The sequence below is a fragment of the Halomonas sp. DP3Y7-2 genome, assembly GCF_019800795.1.
Classification (GTDB): domain Bacteria; phylum Pseudomonadota; class Gammaproteobacteria; order Pseudomonadales; family Halomonadaceae; genus Halomonas; species Halomonas litopenaei_A.
This window is the reverse complement of the sequence record NZ_JAHVKJ010000010.1, coordinates 447935-465901: the sequence shown is the minus strand read 5'-3', so window position 1 is coordinate 465901 and position 17967 is coordinate 447935. Positions and strand designations below refer to the sequence as shown.

General features: G+C 63.3%; 12 protein-coding genes. 10 read left to right on the top strand and 2 right to left on the bottom strand.

Annotated features, from left to right (window positions below; genetic code table 11):
* Window positions 1-109: 109 nt before the first annotated feature.
* From KUV45_RS14480 to KUV45_RS14465, 4 genes are read left to right on the top strand one after another with little or no spacing between them, the layout of a single operon-like run.
* Entirely contained in the window at window positions 110-652 is a 543-nt protein-coding gene (locus tag KUV45_RS14480; RefSeq protein WP_222161939.1) for a fimbrial protein, read from the top strand.
* A complete protein-coding gene (locus tag KUV45_RS14475) occupies window positions 649-1404 on the top strand; it encodes a molecular chaperone (protein WP_222161938.1) in 756 nt (251 codons plus the stop codon). The genes KUV45_RS14480 and KUV45_RS14475 overlap by 4 nt, the downstream gene beginning before the upstream one ends.
* 21 nt (window positions 1405-1425) lie before the next feature.
* Window positions 1426-4041 carry a fimbria/pilus outer membrane usher protein gene (locus tag KUV45_RS14470; RefSeq protein WP_222161937.1) on the top strand — a complete coding sequence of 872 codons (2616 nt, stop codon included), beginning with the start codon at window positions 1426-1428 and terminating at the stop codon, window positions 4039-4041.
* Window positions 4038-5342, top strand: a complete 1305-nt coding sequence (locus tag KUV45_RS14465) for a fimbrial protein (RefSeq protein WP_222161936.1) — start codon at window positions 4038-4040, stop codon at window positions 5340-5342. The genes KUV45_RS14470 and KUV45_RS14465 overlap by 4 nt, the downstream gene beginning before the upstream one ends.
* A gap of 109 nt (window positions 5343-5451) precedes the next feature.
* On the opposite strand, the gene cobA is transcribed toward KUV45_RS14465, so the two are convergent.
* Window positions 5452-6345, bottom strand: coding sequence for a uroporphyrinogen-III C-methyltransferase (cobA, locus tag KUV45_RS14460; protein ID WP_222161935.1), 894 nt, complete (start codon window positions 6343-6345; stop codon window positions 5452-5454).
* 154 nt (window positions 6346-6499) lie between these two features.
* Window positions 6500-9310, bottom strand: a complete 2811-nt coding sequence (locus tag KUV45_RS14455) for a nitrate reductase (protein WP_222161934.1) — start codon at window positions 9308-9310, stop codon at window positions 6500-6502.
* Window positions 9311-9908: 598 nt separating this feature from the next.
* Here KUV45_RS14455 and KUV45_RS14450 point away from each other — a divergent pair.
* The 6 genes from KUV45_RS14450 to KUV45_RS14425 all read left to right on the top strand — a co-directional run bounded on the left by KUV45_RS14450 (window position 9909) and on the right by KUV45_RS14425 (window position 17879).
* On the top strand, window positions 9909-10523 hold the full coding sequence (locus KUV45_RS14450) for an ANTAR domain-containing response regulator (protein ID WP_224851810.1): 615 nt from the start codon (window positions 9909-9911) through the stop codon (window positions 10521-10523).
* Complete coding sequence (locus tag KUV45_RS14445; protein ID WP_206942964.1) at window positions 10520-11578, top strand: CmpA/NrtA family ABC transporter substrate-binding protein; 1059 nt, start codon at window positions 10520-10522, stop codon at window positions 11576-11578. Before KUV45_RS14450 ends, KUV45_RS14445 begins: the two co-directional genes overlap by 4 nt.
* A gap of 225 nt (window positions 11579-11803) precedes the next feature.
* Window positions 11804-13138 carry an NAD(P)/FAD-dependent oxidoreductase gene (locus KUV45_RS14440; RefSeq protein WP_222161933.1) on the top strand — a complete coding sequence of 445 codons (1335 nt, stop codon included), beginning with the start codon at window positions 11804-11806 and terminating at the stop codon, window positions 13136-13138.
* Window positions 13138-15678 carry a nitrite reductase large subunit NirB gene (gene nirB / locus KUV45_RS14435; protein ID WP_222161932.1) on the top strand — a complete coding sequence of 847 codons (2541 nt, stop codon included), beginning with the start codon at window positions 13138-13140 and terminating at the stop codon, window positions 15676-15678. Before KUV45_RS14440 ends, nirB begins: the two co-directional genes overlap by 1 nt.
* 34 nt (window positions 15679-15712) lie before the next feature.
* On the top strand, window positions 15713-16099 hold the full coding sequence (nirD, locus tag KUV45_RS14430; protein ID WP_206942970.1) for a nitrite reductase small subunit NirD: 387 nt from the start codon (window positions 15713-15715) through the stop codon (window positions 16097-16099).
* Window positions 16100-16475: 376 nt separating this feature from the next.
* Complete coding sequence (locus tag KUV45_RS14425; RefSeq protein WP_206943184.1) at window positions 16476-17879, top strand: PhoH family protein; 1404 nt, start codon at window positions 16476-16478, stop codon at window positions 17877-17879.
* The last annotated feature ends 88 nt before the right edge of the window (window positions 17880-17967 follow it).

Below are 17967 nucleotides of genomic sequence, written 5' to 3'. Positions count from 1 at the left end.
ACACTAATTTACCTGTAGTTAATATTCTTTGACATGTACGACTTCTGAACGCACTGATCCCTCTCTAACGAGGTACATCATGCGCTCTTTCCCTCTCAGGAGATCTCTCATGTCTACCCGCCTGTCGCTCGTCGCTCCCATCGGCCTGGCCGCCCTGCTGGTCACGGGGCTCAACGCCCAGGCAGCCGATGGCACCATTACCTTCAATGGCGAAATCGTCGCTGCCAATTGCACCATTCCTACCGCCGATACCTCGGTCACCCTGCCAAAGATTTCTACCGGAGCCTTTGGCGCCGCCGGCACACGGGCGGGCCAGAAGGCCTTTCAACTGGCGCTGACCTGCACGGCAGGCACGACCGGCGCACAAAAAGTCTCCGTGCGCTTTACCGGAGACGATAGCCAGGTTGATCCCACCACCGGCCTGTTCCTGCTAGATGCCACCAGCACGGCCAAGAACGTGGGGATTGCCGTCTATGACGCTAACGATGCCTGGGTCAAGGCCGCCAACAATGACAGCACGCCACCTGTCGATATCGTCGCAGGCACAGGCACGACAGTCATTCCGCTCACCGCCTGGTACCAATCCACCGCCGCCGCCGTTACCGCCGGCACGGTGAAGGCCACTGGTGCTATCGAGATCATCTATCAATGAACGCCATGGGCGTGTTGAAGTCCTGGCGATCTGCACCAAGCGGTCTACTCTGCCTGGCCGTACTTTGCCTGGTGGCACTGTCGACCGCTACGCAGGCCCTGGCCAGCGTCTCCATCAACGGTACCCGCGTGGTCTACAGCGAAGACCTGCACGAGCAGACCATTCGCCTGGACAACAAGGACAACGTGCCGGTGCTGGTCCAGGCATGGACGGACGAGGTGGCTGGGTCGCGCCCCGCCAGGGACGCCGATTCGCCCTTCCTGGTCACCCCCTCCGTCTTTCGCCTCGATCCTGGCCAAAGCCAGACACTGCGCATTCTGCGCATTCGTCCGGTGACCCAGACCCAGGAGGAATCGCTTTACTGGCTCAACATCAAGGAGGTTCCGCCAATGTCCGAGCAACCCAGCAATCTGCTGCAGCTCGGCATCCTGACGCGCCTGAAGCTGTTCTATCGTCCCGCCGACCTGGAGGTCAGTGCGACAGCAGCGATTGCAGGACTCCAGTGGCGGATCCTGAAACGTGACGGCCAGACCTTGCTGGAATGCACCAATCCCAGCGACGTGCACGTCTCTCTGCTATCGGCATCCTGGCAACAAGATCCAGCGACGACGGATATATCGCTGGACATGATCGCCCCTCACAGCCAGGCCAGCTGGCCAATGACCGCTGCTGACGCTCACCACACATCGCTGTGGTACCAGGCTGTCAATGACTATGGCGCCGTGGTGATTCGTCAGGCGGAGCTCGAATAACACTGATCAGGCGTGTGTTCCATGACAACACGACTCCTGCCGCCTTGGTCACATCTGATTCAGCGGATGTCCATCAAGGCTGCACACTTCCACAGTCCTCACTGGCAACGGCGAGCACGACCTCTTACCTGCGTGGCACTGGGATTGTGGGTCTTGCCCTGCCTCGCCGTCGCCGACCAGGTGCAGTTCAACCCGGTATTTCTGGAAGATGCCAGCCTGGACATCAGCCGATTTTCCCAGGCCAACTATATGGTACCGGGAGACTACTCGGTTGAGCTGAGCGTTAACCAGCAATCGCTGGGTCGCCACCTGTTGCGCATAGAGGAAAGTCAAGACGGGCAACAACCGCTTAGCCTGCCTTTGTCGAGCTGGCAACAAGTCCCGCTGAATAAAGAGATTGGCCGTGCCCTCGAGCAGCGCTGCCTATCGAAGCCATTGAATGATTGCTATATCGACGCCGCCTCCGTCGCGTCTGGCATCACCCTGACGCTGGATCGCGGCTCCCTCAGCGCTCGACTCAGCGTGCCCCAGGCCTTGATCCAGCAACGACCTCGGGGCCAGGTAGATGCAGAGCACTGGGCCGTCGGTGAGGCCGCGGTGTTGACCAACTACCATTTCAACAGCTATCGATCCAGCATTGATGGGGAGCACTTCGACAGTACCTTTCTGGGCGCCTCGATTGCTGCCAATCTGGGGCTATGGCAGTACCGCAGCGACTTCAATGCCACCCGGGATGACCAGGGCCATGTCGACTGGGACAGTCTGCACCACTATGTGCAGCGTCCGCTGGCCGACCAGCAACGCCTACTGCGTCTTGGCGAGGTCAACACCCGGGGCGAGCTATTCGACTCTGTCCCGGTACTGGGCGTCACCCTGACCAGTGAGCCCCGTATGCTGCCCGATAGCCAGCGCGGTTACGCGCCTGTGGTCACAGGAACAGCGCGCACTCAGGCCAAGGTCACCATCACTCAACAAGGCAAGCGCCTGCTCGAAACCAGCGTTCCCCCTGGTCCTTTCGTCATCGACGACCTCTACCCGACCGGGTACGGAGGCGACCTCGACGTTCAAGTGACCGAGGCAGACGGCAGCATAGAGCGCTACAGCGTGCCCTACGCAGCACTGCCGGGACTGCTGCGGCCCGGACACTCCAGGCTCTATCTGGCCGCAGGGCAGCTCAATAGCGACGGTATCGATGATGCTCCACTGCTGGCAGAGGTTGGCTATCGACGTGGGTTGAACAATGCCCTGACCGGCTACACCGGACTGCAAGCCAGCGAGGACTACTGGTCGCCGCTGATTGGCGCGGCCTTCAATACCCGCTTCGGCGCCGTGGGGGTCGATGCCCAGTACTCGGATGCCCGCCTGCGCGATGAGGATCGCCATGGCTGGAGCCTGCAGGCCTCCTACAGTCGGCACCTGATCACCAGCGATACCGATATCAACCTGGCTGCCTATCGCTACTCCAGCTCCGGCTACCTGTCCTTGAGCGACGCCGCCTATCTGAAAGACGCCCCGACCACCTACGGACATGACCAGTACGACGAGCGCGTTTACCACAGCGACGCCAGCCAGCGAAACCGACTGCAGTTCAATATCAGCCAGCCACTGGGTGAGCGCTCCCGCCTGTCATTTACGGGGTCCGTGGCGGACTACTGGCATCGAGACGGATCGGAGTCGACCTATCAACTCGGCCTGACACGCACCTTTGGCAGGCTAAGCGTCAATTTGAGCCTATCGCGCACCGAAAACGACGATCGCGACAGCGAGAACAGGGCGCTGGTCTCCGTTTCTCTGCCGCTATCCAACAACGCCTTTGCCCCTCGCATGACGGTGTCGTCCAGCCATGACTCGGCAAGCAACGATACTCACCACCTGAATGTGTCCGGCAACCTGGGTGCCGAGAGATCCGTGGCCTACGGAATACACGCTAGCCAGTCCACGGGGAACGGCTACGATCAGCGCTCCTACGGCGCCAACCTGTCCACCAACACGTCGGTGGGACAATACACCTTGTCGGGCTCCCACAGTGATGACTACGAACAGATGTCGTTTGGAGCCAACGGCGCAGTGCTGATGCACCGCCATGGCATCACCTTTGGCCAAAGCACCGGCGACACCGTGGGCCTGGTACGAGCCGAGGGCGGAGCCGGAGCGCGGGTGACCAACGCCGCCAATCTTACGCTGGATAGCGACGGAGAGGCCTTGGTGCCGTTCCTGTCGCCCTATCGCATCAACGACGTTCAACTGGATCCTCGCGGTGCCTCTACCGCGGTGGAGTTTCAGCGTACCACCGTTCGTGTTGCCCCCTATGCGGGCGCCATGGTGCCTATCGAGTTTGCCACCCAGTCCGGGCAGCCGGTGGTCGTGGTATTGCAGCAGCAAGGGCGTGGCGTACCACTCGGAGCCCAGGTCAGTACGGCAGGCGGGCGAGCTCTTGGACAAGTCGGCGCTGGCGGCATGCTGCTGGTACGCGACCTTGCTCCGCTAAGCGTGCTGGCCGTCGAGCTTGGCCAGGGCCAGCGCTGCTGGGCCAAGCCCGACTGGGTGATGCCTGCGAAGGGCAGCGCGGACATCCCTATCGTCGAAGTGGAGTGTATGCCCCACCCACCCAACCCGACTCAGGAACTCGTGAGATGATGGCACCTCAACACCGCTACCTGCCTTTCTGCCGTCGCTGGCTTCCAGGACTCTGCCTGCTGCTGGCTCTCTCGTCCGCCCTCTTTTCACCCGGGGCAAGCGCGCACTGCTTCGAAATCATCCCTCCATGGGACAACCGGCCCCTGCCGATCGACTTCGGGTCGGAGATCGTGGTGGACAGCACGACGGCCATTGGCACCCCCATCGGGGTGGGCATACTGCCCGCGTCTCAGCTGTATGCCATCAACGGCGGCTGGGTCGCTCGCTGTCTGTACGCACCAGATACCGTGAAGTATTGGCTGTTGTGGCAGCACTACTCCGCGACGACGGGGTACTGGCCGATTCCTGGCATCACCTCGGATGCAGCAGACGGAGGCATGTACGTCATGACCGATAGCGGCACCGGCAATCCCTACGGCGGGGGCGGAAGCGGCAGCGTCGGTTACACCACAGAGTTGATGGTGGAAGGCAAGGCACTGCCCTTCAAGTGGACCAACACCAATCCAGCCTTCAACCTGTTTCCCTTCGACGAGCCCGTGCATGGCATTCCCTGCACAGACGCCAAGGCCGGCACTGGGCTCGCAGCGGGATATCCCCCGATGACCAGCGTGTGTCCAGACGCCGAGTTTGCGGTCAACTGGCGTCAAATGCCGCCGTTCTACGTCAAGATCACCCTCTACAAGCTGGCGGGCGACCCTGGCGTCAATGGTGTCACCCTCACCCATGCGGCCTGGGAGGGATACAGTTTGCTTTCCCTGATGAATGACCTCAGCACCCCGCCTGCCCACAATGCTGACCTGTTCAGTCTCACTGGCCTGACCTTCGCCCAACCCCTCAAGGTGCGCATGAATCCCTGCCAGGGATTCAGCAATGTGACTGTCTCGCTCGGCAAGGTCGGTACCAACCGCTTCACTGAACTCGGACAGCCCCCGCAAAACGTGCCTGACACACCAGTACACGTCTCAGCCTGGTGCCACACTGACAGTGATATCGAATGGGCGGTGCTGGGCGACATCCACGAGTACGATCCGAGCGGAGATGCGGGCATTCTCGCCCTGGACAGCGGTGCACAGAATGCCAAGGGCGTCGGTATACAACTACTGCATAACGGCAGCCTTGCACCTCTGCCGATCACGCCGGAGGGCAGTGCCTACAGCGCCTACCGCTGGATCGACACCAACCTGAAGGCGGTCAGCGGTGAAGTTCTGATGCTCGACTTTCTGGCACGCTATGTGAAAACCGGTGACGTCGAGCCAGGTACCGCCAACGGTCACGCCACTGTCGTCCTGGCACCAAAGTGACGCCGACATCTCATCTCACATGGCTCTCACGCAGAAACGACCTGACACAGCTGACAGCAGGCAGCGCCACCTCCCACGATTGTGCAAAGAGGGCTGTGTCCGGTGGCGGCTACAGGTGATCCGAGATGGCGGACTCAGTGATAGCAGGCTCTGCCACAACCGCCTCTTTCACCTTGGCCCGGCTGACCACACTGCCGACGATGATCAGACACGGAGACGGCAGCGGGCTGGCCGCCAGACGGCTGTCGATATCCGCCAACGTACCCACCACTGACGCCATCTCGGGCAGGCTGGCGTTGGCCACCAGCATCACCGGCCAGTCTCGTGGGAGCCCTGCTGTGATGAGACCTCGACAGATCGCCGTGAGCTTGTTCAGGCCCATGTAGAACACCAGCGTCTCATCCTGGCGCGCCAGTGATCTCCAGTCCGGCTCGCCGCCCTCTCGACACTGCTGGGCGGTCACCAGACGAAGACTCTGGGCATGGCCCCGCTCGGTCAGGGGAATTCCCATGGCGGCAGCGGCACTGGCCGCCGCCGAGATGCCAGGGACAATATCCCAGGGCACCCCTGCTGCCTCCAGCGCATCCAGCTCTTCTCCCAGACGCCCGAAGATACCGGGGTCGCCTCCTTTCAATCGCACTACACGCTTGCCCTGGCGCGCGAGCATGACCAGCATCTGCCCGATGCTGGCCTGGTCGAGGCTATGATGCCCGCGTGCCTTGCCGACATAGTGCCGCTCCACTCCGGCCGGAATCATCGCCAGCACGCCAGGCCCCACCAGCCGGTCGTAGACGACGGCATCAGCGTGCTTGAGTCGCTCCAGCGCCAGCAGCGTCAGCAACTCGCCGGCTCCACTGCCCGCCCCCACCAGCGACACCAGTCCCCGACGCGGGCCATTAGCCGCTATGGGCACGGGCCTGTCGAGGCGATCGGCGCCACGCTGACAGAGCGTCGCCAGCCGCGCCAACAGCAGCGACATCGCTCGTGCCGGTGTATCGAACATCGCAGATTGACCGCTGCGCCGAAGCCTGCAACGGCTTCCACCGAGACGCTTCAACAGCGGCACGGCTAGCCCTATCCATCGCGGCCAGACAGGGCTGTTGCGCCACGTACCAGCGGCGGACGCCTTGACGCTCGATGCCCCAGGGGACGGGTTCTCAGCATGCAGATACTGGCTGCGGGGGCTTGATGTCGCCACGGCTCTTCTCCTCTTCTACAAGGCTCTTCAATTCCGGCAGACAACTGCCACACTGGGTGCCACACGCCAACCTCGCCCCCAGCGCCTCCACCGAATCATCTCCGGCACGTATCGCGTGTTGAATCGGGGTGCGGCCCACCTGGTGACAGCTGCACACAATAGGCCCCTGATCGGCAGCACCATCATCGCAACCCGCCAGCACGCGGCGACGATCCTGCTGGGCCATAACCTCGCCCTTCGCCGCTTCCGTCAGGCGCTGCGACAACCAGCCCAACCCGGGCAGCTCGGTCATCGGTCCCACCATCAGCCACCAGCACAACCGCCCCTGATCGAAGCCGGCCAGGCGCCAGCGGCAGCCTGACGGATCCTGCAGCACCGGGCCCACCTCAGCGGGAAGATGCTGGCGGGCCCAGGCCAGCCAGTCGCGGCTGGCACTCTGCAGCCCCCCCGCCAACTGCCAGCGCTCGCCAGCCGCCATCGGTACTCGCGTCCAGTACTCGGTGCCCTTGACCAGGCTGGCCATCGCGTCTCGCGGCGAATCGCCCATATTGCGCAAGGCATCGTCACCGAGCACCAGGGTGGCTTCCCAGCTATGCACCAGAGGAGACACCATCACCGCACCATGCTTGGTTTCCGGCTGCCCGGAGAGCGGATCGGTAACCCCGCCGAACAGCGCGCCAGCCTGAGGCGAGTGGCTGAAGCGCCGGGTCCAGTGAATCGGCACGAACACCTCACCACGGCGTTGGCCAGGAGCGACCCGCACACGAGCCCGCATTTCCCCAGTGGGTGAACGGATCGACGCCAGTGCCTGATCGACCAGGCCCAGTGCTGCAGCGTCGTCACGATGCACCTCGACGAAGGGCTCGGCACGATGGTTCATCAGCCGGCTGGCTCGGGCGGTGCGGGTCATGGTGTGCCACTGATCACGCACTCGGCCGCTGTTCAAGCGCAGCGGGAACTGCTGGCTGGTGGTCTGCTGTGGCGCCTTGGCATAGACCGGCCAGAGCCGCGCTCGGCCGGTCTCGGTGAAGAAGCGACCATCCTCGAACAGCCGCGGCGTGCCCCGCGGAGCGGAGCGGGTGACCGGCCATTGGATGGGTGCCAAGGCGTCGTACTGCTGCCGGGTAAGTCCCGCCAGGCCCGAGATATCGAAAGCGCGCTGACCGTCGTTGTCGAGACCTGACAGTCGCGCATGTTCGTCAAATATCTCGGCCGGATGGGTGTAGGCGAAGGCCTCCCCCAGACCCAGGCGGGCGGCCACCTGACACAGGATCCACCAGTCATGGCGTGCCTCTCCGGGCGGCGGAAGAAGACCACGCTGGCGTGAAATGCGCCGCTCGGAGTTGGTCACGGTGCCGTCCTTCTCCGACCAGCCGCTGGCCGGAAGAACGATGTCCGCCAGCGCCACCAGCTCGGTATCCTCCATGCACTCGGACACAATCACCAGCGGACAGCGGGCGATGGCGGCGCGAACACGATCACTATCGGGAAGGCTGACCAGAGGATTGGTGGCGATAATCCATAGCGCTTGAATCTCTCCCCGCTCCAGCGCCTCGAACAGCTCGATCGCCTTGTAGCCTGGACCTTCGGGCAGCGTGGCGGTCACCGTCTGAGTCGACCAGAAGCGTGCCACCCTCTCCCTCGCGCCCGGCGCGTGGTAATCCATGTGTGCCGCCAATTGGTTGGCCAGGCCACCGACCTCACGCCCGCCCATGGCGTTGGGCTGCCCAGTGATCGAGAACGGTCCCGCCCCGGGCAGCCCAATCTTGCCGCCGGCCAGGTGGCAGTTGAGGATGGCCTGGCACTTGTCGGTACCGCTGGTCGACTGGTTGACTCCCTGGGAGTAGAGGGTCACCACATGCAGCTGAGTGGCAAACCAGTAGTAGAAGGTTTCCAGGCGCTCAGGGTCCAGGTCGCACGCCGCCGCGACCGCATCGATATCGGGAGCATCGACCAAGGCCGCTTTCAGCGCCTCGTCACTGCCATCCGTATGACGCTGCAGGTACACCCTGTCCAGTCGCTGATGGCGCGCCATCCACGCAAGCAGCCCGTTGAACAGCGCCGCATCCGAGCCTGGGCGAAGTCCCAGGTAAAGATCGGCGATCTCGCAGCTGTCAGTGACGCGTGGGTCGATGACCACCACCCTCAACAGGGGATTACGCGACTTGGCCAGCCGCAGCCGCTGGTAGAGCACCGGGTGGTTCCAGGCCAGGTTGGATCCCACCAGCACGACCAGCTCCGCCTCCTCGAGATCCTCGTAATTACAGGGCACCGCATCGGCACCAAAGGTCCGCTTGTAGGAGGCGACAGCAGAGGCCATGCACAGACGTGAGTTGGTATCCAGGTGCGGGGTACCGATGAACCCCTTGAACAACTTGTTGGCGACGTAGTAGTCCTCGGTCAACAGCTGTCCCGACAGATAGCCAGCGATGGCACCCGGCCCCGCGGCTTCGCGTATCTTGAGCAGGCGCTCGGCGAGCGTATCCAACGCCGGCTCCCAACGGGTCTCGTGACCATCGACCCGCGGCATCGTCAGGCGGCCGTGATGGCCCAATGTCTCTGCCAGCGCGGTTCCCTTGACGCACAGACGCCCGAAGTTGGCGGGGTGAGAGGTATCGCCTTCGACCACGGCGCTCCCCGCTTTGGCACTCAGCGCGACACCGCAGCCAACACCGCAGTAGGGACAGGTGGTCAGCGTGCCTGCCTGTTTGCCATCGCCATGGTCGAGGATTGGCTGGGCTGGCACGCCGTCATGATCTGTCTGGGTCATCCCCTTCTCCTGTGAGCCATCACGCAAAACGCCCACTCAGCGCCTGGCATGGCCAGGAGCTGAATGGGCGTCTTTGCCGAGGAAACCCCACATTGGATTTCCGTTGCGCGCAGACCTGTCGCTGTCCGATGTCTGCGCTTTCCACTACAGAAGCAAACCTCGTGCCATCTTGGCAGGAACCCCCTTCCAGGTTGCCGGCAGCCAGGGCAGGTGCGCCCGGTGACACCGGCTTTCCGCTCCGCCCGAGGGCGACCGCCTGGCTGTTGCGTGAAGGCTCACGCTCTGGGCCCGCCAGGGCATTGCCTGCGGCTGAACGAGGCGGCCATGCACCACGACGTTCACCGCGAAGCGTTGTTTCGCACCCATCCGGTGCAATTCGTGCCCCTTGCCTGCTTGCCCATCCCTTCACCCCCCGCTGCACCGTAGCCGTGCATCGCTATCACTCTGATTAAAAAAGATAGTTAGCCAGGTGGAACACATATTGCCGCCAGCGAAGCCTAGACGGCGTCCTGAGCTGTCAGCTGACACCAGAGGCACGTTGCCACTACCCAGTGCCTCCAACCACACCGTTACCTTTACCAAGCGCCCGACAAGAGCCATGCCTTCTATGCCGATGCCTGAACCCGACACCTTGAGTGTGCTGCTGGTCGACGATGAGATCGTGCGCGCGGCCATGGTCGAAGAGGCCCTGGCCAACGATGGCCATCGGGTCGTCTGCCGGCTATCGAGTCCGGCAAGCCTGAATGACATGGTGCGCCAGCATCAGCCCGATGTGGTCATTATCGACATGGAATCCCCCGACCGGGACACCCTGGAGAGCATGGCCCTGCTGCAACGGGAAAATCCCAGGCCGGTGGTCTTCTTTGCCGATCAGCATGATCCGCAATCCCTCAAGGCAGCGGTCAAGGCGGGGGTCAGCGCCTACGTCGTCGATGGCCTGGCCGCCAACCGGGTCAAGGCCGTGATCGAGGTTGCCATCGCCCGCTTCGAGGCCTTTCAGGGCATGCGCAGAGACCTCGACAAGGCTCGCAATCAGCTGGCCGACCGCAAGCGCATCGAACAGGCCAAGGGCCTGTTGATGAAGCACCAGAGCTGCGATGAAGAACAGGCCTACCGGATGCTGCGCAAGCTGGCCATGGACCGCGGCCAGCGCATCGCCCAGGTCGCCCAGAACGTCATCGATATTCTCAAACCACTGGAGCAGGGATCATGAGCATAGGGAAGGCCACTCAGGCATCGACCAGCGCACCAGAGCTCGCAGGATTGACCCTTGGCTTCGTCCCGCTGCTGGACGCGGCACTGCTGATCATCGCCAGGGAAGGCGGCTTTTTCAGCGCGCAGGGCCTCGATGTCAGCCTGTCACGAGAGAACGCCTGGTCGACACTGCGCGACAAGGTCGCTGCCGGACTCCTCGATGGTGCCCACATGCTGGCGCCCATGCCACTGGCCATGAGCCTGGGTCTGTCACGGGCGCCCTGCGAAACGCTGGCCGCGATGGTACTGGGCCGCCAGGGCAATACCCTGGTGCTGTCCCAGCGGCTGGCCAATGCGCTGGATGTGCGCAGCGACCTGCCCCGCCCGCAAGGCTCCGCCTTGGCCCTGCGCGACTGCCTGACCCGGGGTCTGGCCAAGCCTCGGCTGGCCATGGTCTACCCCTACTCGTGCCAGCACCTGTTGCTCCGTGAATGGCTATCCCTCGGCGCTATCGACAGCGACAGCGAGGTGGAGCTGGTCGCGCTGCCGCCTCCCCGAATGGTGGACGCCTTGCGCGAGGGCGAAATCGATGGGTTCTGTGTGGGCGAGCCCTGGGGAAGCCAGGCCGAATTTCGACAGGTCGGCAAGGTCATCGCCAGCGGCGCGGACATGATGCCGGGCCATCCCGAGAAGGTGCTGGGCGTCACCGCGTCCTGGGCGCGTCGCTACCCCCACACGCTGGCCGCCCTCATCCGTGCGCTGCGGGCCGCCGCCAGTTGGCTGGACAGCGCGGCAGGCGCCCGCCGCCAGGCGCTGGAATGGCTGGCACTGCCCCCCTACCTGGATGAGGCGGTCGCTCATCTCGACGAACTGCCCGTGGGCTGCGCTCCCGGCTATCCTCTGCTGAGTGAAGGCCTGCGCCCTCACCCCAGCGACTTTTACGGCATGGCCGAGCGGCTCCAACCGCTACTGATGGCCAGAGGGCGGGAACTGGACGACGTCACGCTGGAGACCTGCTACAGCAGCGTGCATCACGACGAGGCGTTGCACCAACCAAGTGCCATCACCCCGTAGTACTCTCCGTCGTGGTGTTGCACCACGCACCCTCATCTTTTAGCAAGACGTTGTAAAAAAAGAAGAACCGCGTATCCCGGCACGAAACTTGGATACTCACTGACATGACACCGGCCCTGGCCGGCCGCGATCAACGGCGATCGCATCGACTCAGACAAAGACGTCTCTTCACCCCCCAATGCTGGGGGAGTGAGAGACGTCTTTGGCGTTTTTGGAGCATTTACCATGTCCAGCAAGACGCAAGCGGATACCGCACACCCTAGCACCGTATCCCCTTCGACTGAGGCAAGCCCCACGACAGGTCACCTCGTGATCATCGGCAACGGCATGGCCGCGCATCGGCTGGTATCACGCCTCAAGGGACGTTCCGGGGCACCGAGCCATATCACCCTCATCGGCGCCGAGCCCCACCCCGCCTACAACCGCATACTGCTCTCCAGCTGGCTTGCCGGAGACATCGAGCGCGAAAGCATGGCCCTGTCGCTTGATGACCACACTTTCCCGATCGTCGGCCAGCGCCTTGGCACCCGGGTGGTAAACATCGACCGTCGACGCCAGCGCGTCGAGTGTGATGACGGTGAAATACTGTGCTATGACCAGCTGGTGCTGGCCACGGGCTCACGCAGTGCCATGCCCGAGATTCCCGGCATCGACCTTGAAGGCGTGCATGGCTTCCGTGACCTGGACGATGCTGCCCGGCTGGCGGCCATCGCTGAAGCCGGCGGCACCGCCGTGGTCGTGGGCGGCGGTCTGCTTGGCCTTGAGGCAGCGGCAGGGCTTGCCGGGCGAGGCATGCAGGTTAGCGTTGTGCAGCGCTCATCGCGGGTCATGAACCGTCAGCTGGACGCTGTCGCCGCCAGCATGCTGGCCACCGAACTCGGTCAGCGCGGCATCGCACTGCACACTGGGGCTCGTCTCGACGCCGTCATCGGCGATCAAGGAGGCAAGGTCAGTGGCGTGCGCCTCAGCGGACGGCCAACGGCGCTGGAGGCCGATTGCGTCGTGATTGCGGCAGGCATTACGCCAAACATCGAACTCGGCCAAGCGGCGGGCCTTCACTGCGATCGGGCCATCCATGTGGATGACGGCCTGGCCACATCCGATCCACGCATTTCGGCGGTGGGTGAGTGCTGCCAGTTCGGTGACAGCACCTACGGCCTGGTAGAGCCCATCTGGCGCCAGGTCGAGATACTCGCCGCCCGTCTCAGCGGCCAGGCCGCAGATACCTACAGCGACAAGCCCTGCGCCACCAAGCTGAAGGTGTCGGGCGTCGACCTGTATGCCTTCGGTCCTACCGAGCCAGACAGCGACCACGAAGTGCTGAGCTATCACGATACCGGCGAATATCGTCGCCTGCTGCTGCGCGATGGAAAGCTCGAGGGCGCCGTGCTGTACGGCGATACGCGCATGGGCCCATGGCTATTTTCACTGGCCGAACAAGGTACGTGTCTGGACCGCGTGCGTCATTCCCTGCTGCTCGGCCAGGCCGACACCGACGCTCTGCTCAGCGCCCACGCTGCGCCTCACTCCGACTCTTCACACCACCAGGATGCCGCCTGATGACCACACGTTCAGACTCTGCCACCCGTGACACCCGCCCCACCCTGATCGTGGTGGGCAACGGCATGGTCGGCCATCACCTCATCGAACAGCTGGTCGAACGCGGCCAGCACCATCACTACCGCATCACGGTATTCGGCGAAGAGCGCCACCTGGCCTATGACCGTGTCCATCTGTCCGACTACTTCACCGGTCAAGACGCCGACTCGCTGGCCTTGTCGACCGCGGACTACTACCACGAACACGGCATCGAGCTGCGCCTCGACGAAGCCATCACCGCTATCGATCGCGACTCTCGGCAGGTCCGCACCCCGCAGGGTACACACGCCTATGACCGGCTCGTACTGGCAACGGGCTCGACCCCTTTCGTGCCGCCCATTGCGGGCAATGACCGGGATGGCTGTCTGGTGTATCGCACCCTGGACGACCTGGACGCGATACGCCATGCCGCCAGCACCGCGACCACTGGCGTGGTGGTCGGAGGGGGCTTGCTCGGGCTGGAAGCGGCCAACGCTCTGCGTGGACTCGACCTGGATACGGCGGTGGTGGAATTCGCCCCCCGCCTGATGCCCATGCAGGTCGATGATCAGGGCGGCGAGCTGTTGCGAGAAAAGATCGAGGGTCTCGGGGTTCAGGTGCTGACCGAACGCGCCACCCGCGAGATCGTGCCTGGCGATGCCAGCCGCCTGCGCATGGTGTTCCAGGATGACAAGGTGCTGGAGACCGACCTGATCGTGTTCTCTGCGGGCATTCGTCCCCGGGATGAACTGGCCCGGGAGTGTGGACTGGAGATCGGCGAGCGGGGCGGAGTGGTCATCGACGATCACTGCGTCACCAGCGATGCAGCGATTCTCGCAGTGGGTGAGGTGGCCCTGTACAACAACAGCATCTTCGGCCTGGTCGCTCCGGGCTATCAGATGGCCAAGGCGGCCGCAGACACCTTGAGCGGCGGCGAACTGACCTTCACTGGCGCCGACATGAGCACCAAGCTGAAGCTGATGGGCGTCGATGTGGGCGCCATCGGCGACGCCCATGGCAACCGTCACCCCAGCGCCAAGCAGTACCGCTATTTTGACCAGCTGCAGCAGATCTATCGCAAGCTGGTCGTGTCCGCCGATGGCAAGCGCTTGCTGGGGGCCATGCTGGTCGGTGACAACGGCCCCTATGACACCCTGATGCAGTACTACGCCAACGGCCTTGACCTGCCCGTGGACCCGGCCGCACTTATCCTGCCATCCAACGAGGCTGCGCCGGCACTGGGGCCGGATGCATTGCCCCAGGAGGCGACCATCTGCTCCTGCCACAACGTCACCAAGGGGGCGATCAGCGCAGCCGTGGATGCGGGGTGCGAGGACCTGTCAGCGGTCAAGGATGCCACCAAGGCCAGCACCGGCTGCGGAGGCTGCGCTGCACTGCTGAAAAGCGTCTTTGATCATGAGCTGTCAGCTCGCGGCATGGACGTCGATACCTCGCTGTGCGAGCACTTTGCCCACACCCGCCAGCAGCTCTTCGACATCGTCCGGGTGGAAGGCATCAAGACCTTCAGTGAGTTGATGTCACGGCATGGTACGCCGCGCCCGGATGGATCGCCGGGTCTGGGGTGCGACATCTGCAAGCCGGCGGTAGCCTCGATCCTGGCCTCCTGTTTCAACGAGCCGATTACCGACGCAGCACACATCCCCCTGCAGGATACCAATGATACCTTCATGGCCAACATGCAGAAGAACGGTACCTTCTCCGTGGTCCCGCGGATTGCCGGGGGCGAGATCACTCCCGACAAGCTGATCGTGCTGGGGCAGGTGGGCAAGACATACGGTCTCTACACCAAGATCACCGGCGGTCAGCGCATCGACCTGTTCGGGGCTCGCCTGGAGGACCTTCCCGCCATCTGGAGTGAGCTGATCGCGGCCGGTTTCGAGACCGGACACGCCTACGGCAAGTCGCTGCGTACCGTGAAATCCTGCGTCGGCAGCACCTGGTGTCGCTATGGGGTTCAGGACAGCGTCGGCATGGCACTGCGGCTTGAGCACCGCTACAAGGGCCTGCGCTCCCCGCACAAGCTCAAGTTCGCGGTGTCGGGCTGCACACGGGAATGCGCCGAAGCACAGAGCAAGGATATCGGCGTCATCGCCACCGAGCACGGCTGGAACCTGTATGTCTGCGGCAATGGCGGCATGCGTCCACGCCACGCAGAGCTGTTCGCCACTGACCTGGACGACCAGACCTTGATCCAGACCATCGACCGCTTGCTGATGTTCTACGTGCGGACCGCCGATCGACTGCAGCGCACCTCGGTATGGCGGGAGCAGCTGGAAGGCGGGCTCGATTATCTCAAGGCGGTGATCCTGGACGACAGCCTCGGCCTCGGTGCAGAGCTGGAGCGCCAGATGCAACAGGTCATCGACAGCTATCAGTGCGAATGGGCTGGCGCCCTCTCCGACCCGGACAAGCTCAAGCGTTTTCGCAGCTATGTCAACGATCAGCGCGCCGACCCCGACATCATCGTCACCCAGGAGCGCGGCCAGCTGCGCCCGGCATGATCCACCCCGCCATCCAGGATACCGAGGACCCACCATGACGCTTTCTTGTCCGAACGCTTCACTCTCTCCCTCCGCGCACGGGGCTCACTGGACCGTGCTGTGCCAGCGCAGCGATCTGGTGGCGTACTCCGGCGTTGCTGCCTGGTGCGATAGCAGTGACGGCGCCCACCAGGTCGCCCTGTTCTATTTGCCGGGCCAACCCACGGAGCTCTTTGCCATCGACCACCACGACCCGGTCGCCCAAGCCAATGTGATCGCTCGCGGTCTGCTGGGCGACCATCAGGGGGAGCCGATGGTGGCCTCCCCGCTTTACAAGCAGCACTACCGACTGGCCGACGGCCAATGCCTGGAAGATCCCGGTATCCAACTGCGTACCTGGTCGGTGGCCTTCGACCAGGACAGGGTCATGATCGCCACCTGAGTCTTCAGCCTCCGGGCAGGCCAGACTGTCTGGCGGGCTCCGGCAAGGATCGCCGGGGCCGCCTCCAGCAAAACGTCATCAAGCGTTGAAACTGTTCGCCCTTGCAGCATTTCTGTCATCGTCCATGCTTAGGTCGAAGGCACCAGTTGAGAACATCACGGTCAAAAGGATGAGCAGGACCGTCTTTGCCGCCCTGCTCAACGACCTTACGGTGACGCCGTCAGCGAGCGGCTGTCGCCCCAGCCACCACAGGAGGAACCCCACGCGAGCAAGCCGACACCTCGGCCTCTGTCACATCTCTGACACGTTGCGCTGAGAGTGTCGACATCGAGGCGTCATGTTGACGCCCAAGGTGATCATCAGGAGAGCTGCGCCGATGGTACGCATCGACAAGAAGGCCACCCGACTGTACGTGCTGGACACCAACGTACTGATCCACGACCCCAGCGCCCTCTACCAGTTCGAAGAGCACGAAGTGGTTATCCCCATGACCGTGCTCGAGGAGCTCGACAAGCACAAGAACGGCATCCGAGAAATTGCTCGCACCGCCCGGCAAGTCAGCCGGACCCTCTCTGACCTCACCGCCAATGTCGATATCGACCAGATTCGCCAAGGCATCCCGATTACCCGCGTCAGCGGCCCTGAAGGCCGACTCCGGCTGCTGTGCTACTCCGACCTGACCCTGCCTGACAACCTGGAGGACAGTCCTGACAACCGGCTGCTGGGAGAAACCTGCCGGCTGCGTCAGGAGCGACCCGATGCATCGGTCGTTCTCGTCACCAAGGACATCAACCTGCGGGTGAAGGCCGCCGCCCTGGGCGTGCCCGTCGAGGACTACCTGACCGACCGCGCCTTTGACGACTCCGACGCCATGACCGATGGCGTGTCCGTCTACCCGGATGCCGGTCATGACCTGTGGGACGCCATGGCTCTGGACGTCAAGGTCGAGCGTGAACAGGACAAGGTGATCTATCGCCTGAGCGGAGAGATCCCCGCCCACTGGCACCTTGGCATGTTGGTCTCCGACGCTGACAGCGAAGCCAGCTTCGAAGCCATCGTGCGCGAACTGGCCCCGCACCAGGCCACCCTGGAGCTGTTGACCAACTACCGTCACGGCGCCAGCGTCTGGGGCGTCCATGCCCACGACAGCCGTCAGAACTTTACCCTTAACCTATTGATGGACGATGCCATCGATCTGGTCACGGTGGCCGGCAGCGCGGGCACCGGCAAGACCTTCATGACCCTGGCGGCAGCCTTTCAACAGACCCTGGACAGCAAACGCTTCGAGCGCGTGGTGTTTACCCGTGCCCCCATTTCCATGAGCGAGGACATCGGCTTTTTGCCAGGGACAGAAGAGGAGAAGATGTCACCCTGGATGGGCGCCTTCCACGACAACATGGACAACCTGCTGCGAGACGAGCACGACGGCAGTTCTACCTGGAACCAGGATGCCACGCGCCAGCTGCTGGCGTCTCGGGTGCAGATTCGTGCGCCGGGCTTCATGCGCGGTCGTACGCTCAACGATACCTTCCTGATCATCGACGAGGCCCAGAACTTCACCCCAAAACAGCTCAAGAGCTTGATCACCCGAGCCGGGCGCAACACCAAGATCGTCTGCCTGGGTAACGTCGGTCAGATCGACACCCCCTACCTGACCGCCAACACCTGCGGCATGGCTGCCGTCGTTCAGAACTTCAAGAACTGGCCCCACGCTGGACACGTGACCTTGAAGAGCGTGGAACGCTCCCGCCTGGCCCTGGCCGGCGAGGAGCTGCTGTAGTGCTCTGTCGTGCTCTGTCGAACACTGTCGTGCGACAGTGACCCGCCCCTAGCGGCACCCTGAACCACCAGCGCCCCCGCCTGCAAAG

Bases quoted from the DNA above. Each gene is read 5' to 3' on its own strand.
- nirB (WP_222161932.1), top strand. From the start codon at position 13,138: ATGACCACACGTTCAGACTCTGCCACCCGTGACACCCGCCCCACCCTG.
- cobA (WP_222161935.1), bottom strand. From the start codon at position 6,345: ATGTTCGATACACCGGCACGAGCGATGTCGCTGCTGTTGGCGCGGCTG.
- KUV45_RS14440 (WP_222161933.1), top strand. From the start codon at position 11,804: ATGTCCAGCAAGACGCAAGCGGATACCGCACACCCTAGCACCGTATCC.
- KUV45_RS14425 (WP_206943184.1), top strand. From the start codon at position 16,476: ATGGTACGCATCGACAAGAAGGCCACCCGACTGTACGTGCTGGACACC.
- nirD (WP_206942970.1), top strand. From the start codon at position 15,713: ATGACGCTTTCTTGTCCGAACGCTTCACTCTCTCCCTCCGCGCACGGG.
- KUV45_RS14455 (WP_222161934.1), bottom strand. From the start codon at position 9,310: ATGACCCAGACAGATCATGACGGCGTGCCAGCCCAGCCAATCCTCGAC.
- KUV45_RS14450 (WP_224851810.1), top strand. From the start codon at position 9,909: ATGCCTTCTATGCCGATGCCTGAACCCGACACCTTGAGTGTGCTGCTG.
- KUV45_RS14445 (WP_206942964.1), top strand. From the start codon at position 10,520: ATGAGCATAGGGAAGGCCACTCAGGCATCGACCAGCGCACCAGAGCTC.
- KUV45_RS14470 (WP_222161937.1), top strand. From the start codon at position 1,426: ATGACAACACGACTCCTGCCGCCTTGGTCACATCTGATTCAGCGGATG.
- KUV45_RS14475 (WP_222161938.1), top strand. From the start codon at position 649: ATGAACGCCATGGGCGTGTTGAAGTCCTGGCGATCTGCACCAAGCGGT.
- KUV45_RS14480 (WP_222161939.1), top strand. From the start codon at position 110: ATGTCTACCCGCCTGTCGCTCGTCGCTCCCATCGGCCTGGCCGCCCTG.
- KUV45_RS14465 (WP_222161936.1), top strand. From the start codon at position 4,038: ATGATGGCACCTCAACACCGCTACCTGCCTTTCTGCCGTCGCTGGCTT.